We start from the raw sequence: 12,154 nt of genomic DNA, 5'->3' as shown, positions 1-12,154 counted from the left end.
CGCTAATTTAGGATGATTGCATTTACGTCATACAGCCGGCGTTACACAAAGGCTTTAATTGTTTTTGGAGATGTCTACTTGTCGTTGTTTTTTTTTGGACGCTCAACTGGGCTTTCGGTCACATCGACCACAACTACTTCTAAAACTGAGTCCGGTTGCAGCAGTGCTTTCTTTCCGGGTAAGCTAAACCGACCTGAACGAATTAATGTGTCCTCTACATATCTGACGCTCCTGAACGCAGTGGATTCATTGATGTTCCAACTTTGAGCAATGTGAAAGTAGGTACGGTACTCTCGCCAATATTGTAATGCCAGCAGTACCTGGTCTTCTAAGCTCAGTTTAGGGGGGCGACCTGGTTTGCGTTTCTTGCGTTTCTGTTGTTGTAGAACTGACACCATTTCATCAAAAGTTGTAGGCCCAACGCCACAGAATCGCTTGAAGGCTTCTGGCTTTAAACTTTGCACTTGTTCGTAAGTCATCAGTTTTTCCTCTCTATCACCTTACTATTGCCCTTATTGGGGACTTTTGCAAGAGGTCTTGTAAGTGTTGCTGAGAAAGTTAGAGATTGGCTGTTGTCTGAGCTCTCCCTTAAACCGAGCACGGTACGCGAACGCATTGTAATGATGAACGCTTGCTAGGAATGGGCACAGAAAAAGAAGCTGGTTCTCGAAAATCCTTGGGCGGAAGTTAAGGTTTTAGTTCCGCCAAAACAGCGCCCAGATCCTTTTACTTTGAAGGAAATTGGTTCGAGCGTCCAGAAATTTCGTTCTGACCCATATTTGAAACACTACGCTGACTATGTAGAATTCAAGTTCGGCGCATTACTCACAAGTTAAGCTAAAAGCTCTATTGTCAATGAGTAATCTTACTTATTTTTTGCCTCTTGACCCAATTAAAATATGACTCCATTTGTTCCTTTATTATTTAAAAAAAATTGTTCGGGACTTCTTTTAGTTCCAGGGAAAGGAGAAATAATTAGCCTGACATGAGGTTCTCGCCGTCGCTTAACAATCCCTAAATCTTGATTTTTATCGGCGGCAAAATACTTAACTTTCGTTAGAAGCTAATCCTTTTTGATAGGCAACCGAAAAATGATAGATCCCCCGATAAATCATTTCTAATGAAACCCGTTCAATTGGTACTCCTAATTCATCGGCAACCGCATCTCCTAAATCTACTAAAACCGCATAAAATAGCCAAGTAGCCCAGATTTGGAGCTTGATTACGTTTAATTAACCAGTCCATAAATAGCTGAAATTTAATAATCTTTTTACTGTCCAAAATGCGTCTTCAATTCACCAGCGTCTTTGATATAAATCTGCTACTACATAAGGGGGCAATATTTCAGGTTCTCGGACACTTGTCAGATAAGAACGCCTGGAAGTCTTAGAGCGAATCTGTACTAATCTTATAGTCAAAGCTGGTGTCTGTTTTGTGCCTGCACCTATTTTAATTATCTGGTCTTTGACATCATAAGTATTGGTTAATACCCGCTCGATTTGATAAGATGCACCTTTCTTGATTCGAGTGATAAATCCAATTTCTTGAGAAATGAGTTTTGACCAAAAAGCGAAATGATAGAAGCCTAATTCCAATAATAGTAAGGTTTTAGGCTTAACTGTTTTTAGTAAACCTTCCTCCCAATTAGTATCTGCTTGTTTCGGATTTTCCCCAAACCAAATTTCTTCGGGAAGATGAGTTACTAGGTCTATAATTACTCCCATTTTTCCGGCTAATTGACCAATTGGCAGATCTGATAAACTTTTAAACTTTCTAGTTTACGAAATAAGGCTTCTAATGTTGAGCCGTCAGCTATCCAGATATTCTCAAAGTTTTTTAAGGCAAATTGTACGCTATCTGGTAAGGGTCTCGATTTTCTCATCAACCATTTTCGTCGAAGATGAGGTAGTAATTCTTTAAATACTTTTTCAAATAAAATTGCGGGAAAAGTTAAAAATCTGAGTGATAATGCTTGTTGGCTAATTTCTTGTGGCTGACACCCTAAAAATCCTTCTCTATTTAATAATCTGGTTAACTCTGTTACTCCTGCTACGGATCGCCATAATAAACTTAATATTGCTGCCATCATTAATGGTAGTGTTAGAATTCTATCTCTTAAATTTAGTTGCCGATAAAAAGTTTTTTGGGCAGCCATTGCCGGAATTAATAAATCTTCCAGGTGATTCGCGATCACTTCATTTTCTACTTGGGGACGTTTTTTTTCTTTGCATGATCTCGGTTGATTCGTTTTTTGCGAATCATAACTGGTTCAATTATGGCTCAACTGCTTGCCCCGTAAAGGTTTAATCCTATTTTACCTTTTTTTGTCTACCCCTTGACAATTTGCACTTTTTCTTAACTTGTCACAAATGGACAGGAGGAGCAATTATTCCCATTGATGGTAAGACAATTAGAGGTTCTTATGACCGTAATCAAGGGAAATCGGCACTTCATGTTATTAATGCTTGGTCTGCTGAACAACGTGTAGTTTTGGCATCGATGAAAGTGGATGATAAATCCAATGAGATTACGGCGATTCCGGCCTTATTAGAGTTGCTAGACATTACTGATTGTATCATTACTATTGATGCGATGGGGACTAAAACTGAGATTGCTCAAAAGATTATTGACAAGAAAGGGAATTATGTTCTCTCACTTAAAGCTAATCATCCAACTTTATATGCTCAGGTTAGAGAATGGTTTCAACAAGCACTCGGCGCATCATTTTTCTGGGCTTGATGTTAGTTATGACGAACGGATTGAATCCGGTCATCATCCTAGAGAAATCCGTCAAGTTTGGTCGGTGCCAATTACAGTCATCAGTGAGCTTTACCAACCCAGATTAGGGGCGGGAATTAAAAGTGTGGTCATGGTGGTTCGAGTCCGTCATCTTTGGAATAAAACTACTGGGGAAGTGCAATTTTATCTAACTTCTTTAGATAGTGATGCTCAACTTTTAGGTCGAGCTATCCGAAAACATTGGGGGATTGAAAATGAGGCTCATTGGACTTTAGATTGTACCTTTGCTGAAGATGCTTGCCGGATTCGCTCTTTCCACAGTCCCCATAATTTAGCTGTCCTGCGACGTATTGCGCTGAATGCCCTCAATCGTGAACCGACTTAAAAACGTAGTCTTCGACAAAAAATGAAAAGGGCAGCTATGGATAATAATTATCTGATTCAAATTATCCGTTCTTGTTTGGCTGACAATATATTAGATTCTTCTGAGTCCTTTTGTCAAGCGTGATTGAGATGCTCTTACCCTGGGATGCTGTGGGCGGGATTCCGCATTATGAGTTGACGCGGGAAGATGGGGTGAAGTCGGTTGAGCGAATTTTTGAACTTGCGGAAAAATACAATAGATTAATAGATATTCACTGCGATGAAATCGATGATGAACAGTCGAGATTTTTGGAGGTGGTAGCAGCTTGTGCGATTAGAAGCGGGGCGGGTTCGCGGGTGACAGCTAGCCACACGACTGCCTTCGGTTCTTACAACAATGCTTATGCTTTTAAGCTGATGGGAAGTTTGGTAAAATCGGGAATTAATTTTATTGCCAATCCTTTAATTAATATCACCCTGCAAGGCCGCGCTGATACTTATCCCAAACGCCGTGGGGTAACGCGAGTTAAGGAGTTGTGGCAGCAGGGATTGAATGTGAGTTTTGGTCACGACTGCGTGCAAGATCCTTGGTATAGTTTAGGTACGGGAAATATGTTGGATGTCGCTCATATGGCGGTTCATGTTTGTCAGATGACGGGAATGGCTGAGATTGAAGCTTGTTTTAATATGGTGACTGTCAACGGTGCTAAAACTCTCAATCTGGGTGATGATAATTATGGGATAGAGGCAGGGAAACCTGCAAATTTGATTGTGTTGGATGCTGAGGATTGTTATGATGCAATTAGAAGGCGCGCTGCGGTTCGGTTTGTGATTTCGCGCGGTAAGTTGCTGGCGGAAACTGCACCTGCTAAGATTAGTTTTTATGGTATTTGACAAACAATATTTGAAGCTGTTAAATTGTGAATCAAGGTGCTATTCCCGATGAGAGTCCGAGAAATTTGCAGGAGCAACTTCTGTTGCAAGATGCTAAGGCTGGTAATTGTAGAGCAATTCAGGGCGGGCCTGACGATATACTAGGGGATGTTTCCAGACTGGTTGCTCTCTATGGAGGTAATCCCGAAGACTGGTACAAAATAACTAGCATTCAGGCTTTTGTAATTAATGGAGCTTCCGTACAAGTGCACTGGTTTGAAAATGCAAAATTTTTCCAACAAGTTGAATTAAAGTTTAAACGACAATATCCTAAAATAGCACCTAAGAATTTATAGGTAGATAAGTTATGATTGTTCGCTGTATTGCTAATACTGGGGCAGTTCTCCCGGAAAATTATATCGATCCGGCAAGAGGTTATACTAAAAAGGTTGAATTGCCGTTGACAGTTGGCAAGGAATATGTTGTTTATGCAATACGATCGGGGCAGGGAAGAGTTTGGTACTATATTTGTGATGATAATTACAGCTATTATCCCATACAGACTCCGGCACCGCTGTTTGAAGTAGTTGATAACCGAGTTTCTAAGTATTGGCAGTTTATGCTTGACGCGAATGGGGTTTTAAGGTTTGCTTTTGAGCAGTGGTTTACTGACCCTTGTTTTTATGATAAGCTGACGGATCAGGAAGAGGCGGAGGTTGAGATTTTTGAGAAGGTTAAGGAATTAATGGATGCTGAAGATTTTACTTTGCCTCCGCTGGATGTTGCTGTTGAGAAGTTGCGGGAAACTGTCAGTGTTTGAGTGGGAAAAGTGCGATTCTCGCAAATTGTTTCTTGACCATCTTGACTCACATACCTTCAAATGGTATCAAATAGGAAGCAGCAGAATTTTGTAAAAAAAAATGAACGAAAAAAATGAAATCAATAGAAGCTATGAGATACTAGATGGGGATGATGATGTTTTGTTATTGGGGAAAGCTACTTTTACGGTGGGGAGGTTTAAAGAGCTAGTCGCTAGGAAGTTTGATTATATACTATTTTCTATCGAGGCAGCAGAAAAGGAATCTCGCAAGAAATCGATATATTATTGGATGCAATCTCTGTCGATTAACGAAGAAACAACTATTCAGACAGGGGAGATAAACTGGAGTTCCCCTCAAGAAGGAATCGATTGTCAAATTCTCAAAATTGGTGCCAAAGGTTGGCAAAAAGGAAAGCTTAAAATAGAAGTTAATAGAAGTTTCCAGTCGGGGGAACCGCAGACATCTATAAAGTTTTGTCCTGATGAACCACTAGAGCAAAAATCACCTCTAGATGATATCAGACAATCAGAGGAATACAAAAAACTGAGCAATAACAACTGACAGCCCGATCGCTATTACAATACAATAATCATCGCACTTATATCTGAACCTTAGATTTTCAACCGCAGATGAGGGCGGATGTACGCGGATGAACGCTGATGTTTTTTGGGGAGGGACTCATGGTAAATGTAGAAGAATATGTCGATCGCACTTCCGAACTGATAAACTTACCGTTAGATCCAGAACATCGGCCCGGTGTTGTGGTAAACTTCGAGAGGATAGCTGCGATCGCCCGACTGGTTACTGAATTCCCTTTACCTCAAGAAGTAGAAGTCGCGCCGGTGTTTGAACCTTAGATTTTTTACCGCAGATGAGGGCAGATGAACGCAGATGAACGCAGATGTTTTTTAGAGAAGGCTGATGCGGTTGCTACGGCAGCGGCTGTTAAATGTGGTAAGGTTACGGCTACAGAGGCGGTAAGTGCTGCTTTGGAACGGATTGCTGTTAAGGATAAAGCTTTTAATTGCTTTACTGCGATCACTGCATCAAGCGCACTCGCAGCAGCCGAAAATATAGATAATTCGATCGCAAATAACCAAAACCCAGGCCCTTTAGCAGGCGTTCCCTTCGCAGTCAAAAACCTGTTCGACATCGGCGGAATTACTACTCTAGCAGGGTCAAAAATCAACGCTGACAATCCTCCGGCTACCCAGGACGCGGCTGTGGTCGCCCGACTCAAACAAGCCGGGGCTGTGCTCGTGGGTACTCTCAACATGGATGAGTACGCCTACGGTTTCGTGACGGAAAACAGCCACTACGGCCCGACTCGCAATCCCCGCGATACTGCGCGCATCGCTGGCGGTTCCAGCGGCGGTTCCGCAGCAGCAGTCGCCGCCGGCTTTGTACCCGTCACTCTCGGTTCTGATACTAATGGTTCCATCCGCGTACCTGCTGCTTTGTGCGGTGTCTTTGGGTTTAAGCCTACTTACGGCCGTTTGTCCAGGGCTGGCGCTTATTTATTTTCGAGTAGTTTGGATTGTGTGGGGCCGTTTGGTCGATCGATCAGAGATATGGCGCTGCTGTATGATATCCTGCAAGGCCCTGATTCTCGTGACCCAGTTTGCACTCAACGCCCCCCAGAACTTTGTTCGTCGCAGTTAAATCAAGGCATCGAAGGATTGCGAATTGCTGTTGCTGACGGGTATTTCGCCACAGGGGCCGAACCGGAAGCAATGGAGGCTGTAGAAATAGTTGCTAAAGCCTTGACAAATGTCTTGGATAGTGGTAATGGCACAGAAAAAACAACAAACCCCCCAAAAATAGGGGGGCTTGCAACTGTCACCATACCGGAATCCGATCGCGCCAGGGCTGCGGCATTTATCATTACCGCTTGCGAGGGGGGAAACTTGCATTTGGACAATTTGCGATCGCGCCCTCAAGACTTCGATCCGGCGACGCGCGATCGCTTTTTAGCGGGAACCCTGATTCCTGCGACTTGGTATTTGCAAGCGCAGAGATTCAGACAGTGGTACCGCGATCGAATTCGCGAAATATTCCTACACACAGACATCATCCTCGCACCCGCAACCCCGATAGCTGCCCCTGAAATTGGCGTCGAGAAAATGGTAATAGCCGGACAAGAAATCTTAGTACGTCCCAATTTGGGACTATTCACCCAACCCCTATCATTTATTGGCTTGCCCGTTCTTTGCGTACCCGTACAGCGGCCCGGCGCTTTGCCCTTGGGGGTACAAATTATTGGTGCTCCCTACAGCGAAGCGGTGATTCTCCGAGTCGCTGCGGTACTAGAATCGCAAGGCATTATATCTGCCGAATCAATTTAGTGCTAATAATTCTAGGGTTTGTTATTGCGGTGAAAGCGTCTCTTAGTCCTTCTGGCAATAGCTTTGCGCTTCTGCTTTTCCAACGGGGTTTCAAAGTGGCGGTGCTTTCTCATGTCGGGGAAAATTCCCGCTTTGGAAACTTGTCGCTTAAACCGTCGTAGGGCTGACTCAATCCCTTCATTTTCGCCTATTACAACTTGGGTCATTATTTCTCCTTAGTGTTTGTCAGATCAAGTTTTATCATATCAAGGTTTTTGACCGCGCGACCTGTTGAAGGTCGGGCGATCGACCAAAACCCCAAAATTATAGCAAATCCGCTGCCATCACCGCTCTTGATTCTTTAGTCTGCACAGGCCGACTTTGTATGTCAAGGCGCGAATTATATTCGCGCGGTTGCATCGGTTTGGGCTATCAACTGATTTTCCTGCCGCAGGTAAGCTTGAATAAACTGGTCTAATTCACCGTTCATCACATCTGCGATGGCGGTTGTTTCCACCCCAGTCCGCAAATCCTTGACCATTTGGTACGGGTGAAAAACATAATTGCGAATTTGGTTGCCCCAAGCCGCCTCCACCATGTCGCCGCGAATCTCGGCAATTTCCGAAGCCCGCTGTTCTTTCGCAATCACCAACAGTCTAGCTTTGAGTAATGCCAAAGCTTTTTCCTTATTTTGCAACTGACTGCGTTCTTCAGTGCAACGGACAGCCAAACCGGTAGGAATGTGAACGATGCGGACTGCGGTTTCTACCTTGTTAACGTTTTGCCCGCCCTTACCGCCTGCGCGGGAAGTCGTGATTTCCAAATCTTTTTCTGGGATGTCCAATTTGACGGATCGATCGAGAACTGGCATCACTTCAACGCCTGCAAAACTGGTTTGACGCTTGTCGTTAGCATTAAAAGGCGAAATTCTGACCAAACGGTGAGTGCCTTTTTCCGATCGCATATAACCGTAAGCGTAGCGGCCGACAATTTCCAAAGAAGCCGATTTAACACCTGCTTCCTCTCCCTCGGAAATTTCCATTAAATGTACTTTGTAACCTTGACTTTCCCCCCAGCGGGTGTACATCCGCAGCAGCATTTCCGCCCAATCTTGAGCATCTGTGCCGCCTGCCCCGGCGTTAATCGTCAAAACGGCGCCGCCTTCATCGTAAGGCCCAGACAGTAATTGTTGCAGTTCCCACTGGTCGAGTTCGCGGGTTAACTGAGAAAGACTCGATGAGGCTTCTTGGAACAGGGACTCGTCGGCTTCTAACTCCAGCAGTTCTAAAATAGCTTTAGCATCTTCCAAGCTCGTTTGCCAGCCGCGGTATTGGTCTAAATGAGATTTGAAATCATTAAGTTCTTGGAGGGTTTCTTGAGCTCGATCTTGGTCGTCCCAAAATGCTGGTTGGGCGCAGATTTGCTCTAAATCTTGAATTTTGGCTGTGAGTGCGGGGATGTCAAAGATAGTCCTGGGTTGTACCCAGTCGATCGGACAAAGTTTCGATATTGTGTTTGATGTCTAGAACTTCCACTGTGAGTTCTCCTAGTTGTGGGTGGTAATATTGATTTTAGCTGAAATTTCGACATTTCAAAAATTAATCCATGTATCCGTGTCCAAATCCGTGTCGTGCCTTCCTTCTTATATAGCACTCCTAAATGCTTTATGAATTTCTTACTCCCTCCCCTTAGTAAGGGGAGGGTTGGGGTGGGGTAAAAAAATTACCACTCATTTAGGATTTCTATATATACTGCGAACCTGTTGAATTGAAAGTTTTACCGCATTCGTGAGCGCATACGTCCAACCTTTTAGAACAGGAAAAACTTTTTGTCAGGTCTTCGCGAAACCAATCTCTGGCGATCGCATCTTTCACGGATTGAGTTCTGAGAGAATTAAAGCCATTTCCATACTTTTCAATTAACGCCAGCATTTGCGGTCTGTAAGTATGGTTATACACCGCGTATTTAGTATGGCTTACCCAACAGCAAGGCCAGAGTTCCGCTTCAAAACTGATAAAAATATCTTTGCTGGCTTGAGTTTGGCAGCTAATTTCTACATTTCGGTAGTAATTGTTTAGGCTACCAAATGTTTCTACAGCCTGAATAAATTGGTCTCCCTGGGGATTTTTATATTGTTCCAAAGATGGGGGTTGAAGTTCTTCGCTGGCTGACTTTGATGGAACAAAACGAGTTGGTTCTGGTGCTTGAGAGGTTTCGATAGCTATAGCTTGATACCAAGCATAATTTGCTTTTTCTGGTTGCCCCAACTGCGTCAACACTTTAGCTAAATTGCGATAAGCTCCTGCAAAATTGGGTTTAAGCTCGATCGCCTTTTGGTAATAAGCACTAGCTGGCTGCCACTGTTGCTGTTGAGCATAAAGACTGCCGACATTAGCATAAACTTCTGGAAAATTAGGCTGAATTTTGAGGGCTTTTGCGTAACAGTCTGCTGCTGCTTGCATCTTCCCCAAACCTTGAACAGCATTGCCTAAAGTTTTCCAGGCTGCTGCAAAATTAGGTTGAATTTTTAGGGCTTGTTGGCTGGCTGCGATCGCCTCTGATAGCTTTCCTTGTTTCAAACATTCCTCAGCTTGTCGGTGGAACCCAAGCGCGGCCTGTTCTTGATGCTGAGGGGCTGATACGTTAGCTGTTGCTGGTTGGTTTGGGCGATCGATCTTAGCCTCTACCTGAGAGTTTTCTGGCTTCTGAGGCTGTTGATTTGCGGACTCTTTCTCATAAATCTCTTTCGCCACAAAACGAGAAGTAGCTTTCGGTACAAACTCGACAAATCCTAGTTGTTGGGCTAAATCCCGTGCGGCTTCTACTTGGTGTTGGTTGTGTTCAAATATCAAGTAATGCCATACAGCTTTTCCGCCAGCTTGGATGAAAGCCTTAACCGACTGCATTATCCTGTCCCAGTTGGTATTTTGGCGGTAGATGCTGTTAGTATCGGCCAACCCGTCGATACTAAAAATTACGCGATCGTGTTCTCCTGTCATCGCGTTTGCCAGCCTGTGCCACCAGTCTGGATTGCGTCCGCTACCGTTGGTGTACAGGCAGATGTGAGGAACTCCCATGCGGTGCAAATACTCGATCGCGGGAATTGTGGTATTGCTAGTCATAGCATCGCCGTAGTTGCCGCACATATACACCAAATCCAACTGAGAGCAAAACTCTTGTGGGAAAATTCTCTCAATATCCTCCATCTTTAATTCTGCCCCCGGCAAAATCGGGTTGCCGGTGCGGGGACACTGCGGACAAGCTGCATTGCACCTGGAGGTAATTTCTACGCTGACTCTCCTGATATCTTCATATTTTAAGTACATGAGTTTTCCCCAATTAATTTGTGATTAATATTGAAATCGCGATCGACAGAATTAGATAACAAGAGTTTTGATTGAGTGATTAAAAAGTAAAATTATACCTCATGCCTGCACCGGACATGATATAAGTTTTGTTTATGACGCACAGAGGACGCGATGAGGACTATCTTGGTGGTAAATCTTAATCAAAAACCGCGGCCAGATCGACATCGGGCCGCGGTTTTTTTAAGCTAAAGTTTCAATTAATCCCGGCCGTTGAGAGCAATCAGCAAGCGCAGAATGAAAATGAACAAGTTGATGTAGGTCAAGTACATCGACAGAGCAGCGGGCAAATACTGGTCGTCGCGGTAGCTGCGGGGTAATATGTAAAAATCGACGATCGCAGCGCCGGCAAATATAAACACGCCGATGCCAGAAATGCCAATTTCCAACCAGGTTGGGGTGTAGACGCCAAATAGAGAGAGCAGAAACTGACCGCCAACGACGACCAATAAAGCAATCACACCTAAACTGATAGTTTTGGTGAGGGCCATGCCGTCTTGTTCAGAAAGGTTGGAGCCAATTTGGCGGGCGGCGATAAAGGTAATGCCGCAGCCGAGGGCTGCAAAACCAATACCGGCGATGCCGACGCCTTCGCTTCTGAGGGCTATAGACACCAACCCGCTGAGGGTGTAGCCTGTAAGCAAGCTGTAGGTTGCCAGCAGAGGCAAAGCGGTATTTTTGTTACCTTGTTCGGCTACGCCGCGGGCGACAAAGAACAGAATTAATTGTAGGACGATCGCGGCGATGAAGGTGGGAAAGAAGATTCCGGGATAGTTACGAATCACTCCGAGGCCGCCGTAGGTGCCGACAGCAGTTAAGACAAGTCCCCCGCCCACGAAGGGGAGAGCGTTGGAGATGACGTTGGGGCCTACCAGCGCGTGGTTTTTGGCCTCGCGCACGGCTTCGCGGAAATTGCTAGTGTTACTCACGAGGATTTACCTAATTTTGGCTGAGAATTGCTATCTATAGCCATCCTAAATCATTTGTGAATTTCTTACCCCCTCCCCTTGATAAGGGGAGGGTTGGGGTGGGGTCAATCGATTTTCGATTTTCGATTTTCGATTTTAGAGGCGACCCCACGGATAAATGCTCTTTCTTGAGGATTTTCGATTTGAGATTTGGGATTGATTCCACGGATAAATCACGTGGCGGGTACCACCTTTGAAATTCCTGGTCAATAATTTACGACTCCTGCAAGGATTGCTATATCATTTTGACAGCTTTACAGTTTGTTTGCAAAACCTCAAAGAGTTTAAAGATTTGATAAAGAACGGGGGTGAAATCTGTCCAAAGCAGGGATCGATTGTTTATAATCGACTGCGTACAGGTATGTGCCGTGTCGCTGTCTCGCACCGTTGCGCGTCGCGGCAAAGCTATAATTGAGGTTAAAGGGCAGGCGCTATCTGTGGCCAGGGGCCAGCTTAAAGTCTATCAAATCGCAGATAGCGGATGTAAATCAATTTTGGATTGGGGATTTACGATTGGGGATTAAGGAGTATATGCTAGAGACAGGGGCCACAGTTGATTTTAGGTTTTTGATTTGCGACTTAGTTGAAACTAGGGGCCAGAAACTTCTAAAATCTAAAATATAAAATCTAAAATCTAAAATCTAAAATCTAAAATCTAAAATCTAAAATCTAAAATCGGTTCCGTTAATTGCTAAGGTAGC

The 12,154-nt window shown here is 44.2% G+C and carries 13 protein-coding genes and 1 pseudogene; 8 read left to right on the top strand and 6 right to left on the bottom strand.

Annotated elements, in window-relative coordinates; genetic code table 11:
• Positions 1-74 precede the first annotated feature (74 nt).
• Both QUB08_RS09120 and QUB08_RS09115 read right to left on the bottom strand, forming a co-directional pair.
• A complete protein-coding gene (locus tag QUB08_RS09120; protein ID WP_333224439.1) occupies positions 75-479 on the bottom strand; it encodes a transposase family protein in 405 nt (134 codons plus the stop codon).
• Positions 480-892: 413 nt separating this feature from the next.
• A pseudogene (locus tag QUB08_RS09115) lies at positions 893-2,155 on the bottom strand (IS4 family transposase).
• Positions 2,156-2,343: 188 nt separating this feature from the next.
• Between QUB08_RS09115 and QUB08_RS09110 the strand changes: the two are divergent.
• The 8 genes from QUB08_RS09110 (at position 2,344) to QUB08_RS09075 (ending at position 7,141) form a co-directional block, all read left to right on the top strand.
• Positions 2,344-2,739: an ISAs1 family transposase gene (locus QUB08_RS09110; protein ID WP_333224438.1), complete on the top strand. Its 396-nt coding sequence runs from the start codon at positions 2,344-2,346 to the stop codon at positions 2,737-2,739.
• Positions 2,681-3,124 carry an ISAs1 family transposase gene (locus QUB08_RS09105; RefSeq protein ID WP_333224436.1) on the top strand — a complete coding sequence of 148 codons (444 nt, stop codon included), beginning with the start codon at positions 2,681-2,683 and terminating at the stop codon, positions 3,122-3,124. Before QUB08_RS09110 ends, QUB08_RS09105 begins: the two co-directional genes overlap by 59 nt.
• 128 nt (positions 3,125-3,252) lie before the next feature.
• Positions 3,253-3,996 carry an amidohydrolase family protein gene (locus QUB08_RS09100; protein ID WP_333224435.1) on the top strand — a complete coding sequence of 248 codons (744 nt, stop codon included), beginning with the start codon at positions 3,253-3,255 and terminating at the stop codon, positions 3,994-3,996.
• A gap of 26 nt (positions 3,997-4,022) precedes the next feature.
• Positions 4,023-4,331: a hypothetical protein gene (locus QUB08_RS09095; RefSeq protein ID WP_333224433.1), complete on the top strand. Its 309-nt coding sequence runs from the start codon at positions 4,023-4,025 to the stop codon at positions 4,329-4,331.
• Between the two features lie 11 nt (positions 4,332-4,342).
• Positions 4,343-4,795, top strand: a complete 453-nt coding sequence (locus QUB08_RS09090; protein ID WP_333224432.1) for a hypothetical protein — start codon at positions 4,343-4,345, stop codon at positions 4,793-4,795.
• A gap of 100 nt (positions 4,796-4,895) precedes the next feature.
• Positions 4,896-5,357 (top strand): KGK domain-containing protein, encoded by a 462-nt coding sequence (locus QUB08_RS09085; protein WP_333224430.1) that lies wholly within the window; start codon positions 4,896-4,898, stop codon positions 5,355-5,357.
• A gap of 119 nt (positions 5,358-5,476) precedes the next feature.
• Positions 5,477-5,653 (top strand): DUF4089 domain-containing protein, encoded by a 177-nt coding sequence (locus tag QUB08_RS09080; RefSeq protein ID WP_333224429.1) that lies wholly within the window; start codon positions 5,477-5,479, stop codon positions 5,651-5,653.
• A 24-nt stretch (positions 5,654-5,677) separates the two neighbouring features.
• Positions 5,678-7,141, top strand: a complete 1,464-nt coding sequence (locus QUB08_RS09075; RefSeq protein WP_333224427.1) for an AtzE family amidohydrolase — start codon at positions 5,678-5,680, stop codon at positions 7,139-7,141.
• An 11-nt stretch (positions 7,142-7,152) separates the two neighbouring features.
• Here QUB08_RS09075 and rpsU read toward each other — a convergent pair whose 3' ends face one another.
• The 4 genes from rpsU to QUB08_RS09055 form a co-directional block, all read right to left on the bottom strand.
• The gene (gene rpsU / locus QUB08_RS09070; protein ID WP_006632476.1) at positions 7,153-7,347 is read right to left on the bottom strand and encodes a 30S ribosomal protein S21; all 195 of its coding nucleotides are present in this window, start codon (positions 7,345-7,347) and stop codon (positions 7,153-7,155) included.
• 173 nt (positions 7,348-7,520) lie between these two features.
• Positions 7,521-8,655 (bottom strand): peptide chain release factor 2 gene (gene prfB, locus QUB08_RS09065; protein WP_333224426.1). Its coding sequence is split into 2 segments (ribosomal slippage): positions 7,521-8,582 and positions 8,584-8,655, totalling 1,134 coding nucleotides; the frame shifts between segments, so codons are not numbered across the junction.
• A gap of 207 nt (positions 8,656-8,862) precedes the next feature.
• A complete protein-coding gene (locus QUB08_RS09060) occupies positions 8,863-10,446 on the bottom strand; it encodes a tetratricopeptide repeat protein (RefSeq protein WP_333224425.1) in 1,584 nt (527 codons plus the stop codon).
• Between the two features lie 239 nt (positions 10,447-10,685).
• The gene (locus QUB08_RS09055) at positions 10,686-11,414 is read right to left on the bottom strand and encodes a Bax inhibitor-1 family protein (protein WP_333224424.1); all 729 of its coding nucleotides are present in this window, start codon (positions 11,412-11,414) and stop codon (positions 10,686-10,688) included.
• Between the last annotated feature and the right edge of the window lie 740 nt (positions 11,415-12,154).

Origin of the sequence: Microcoleus sp. BR0-C5, from assembly GCF_036705045.1 — a bacterium.
Classification (GTDB): domain Bacteria; phylum Cyanobacteriota; class Cyanobacteriia; order Cyanobacteriales; family Microcoleaceae; genus Microcoleus.
This window is presented reverse-complemented; position numbering and strand designations above follow the sequence as displayed.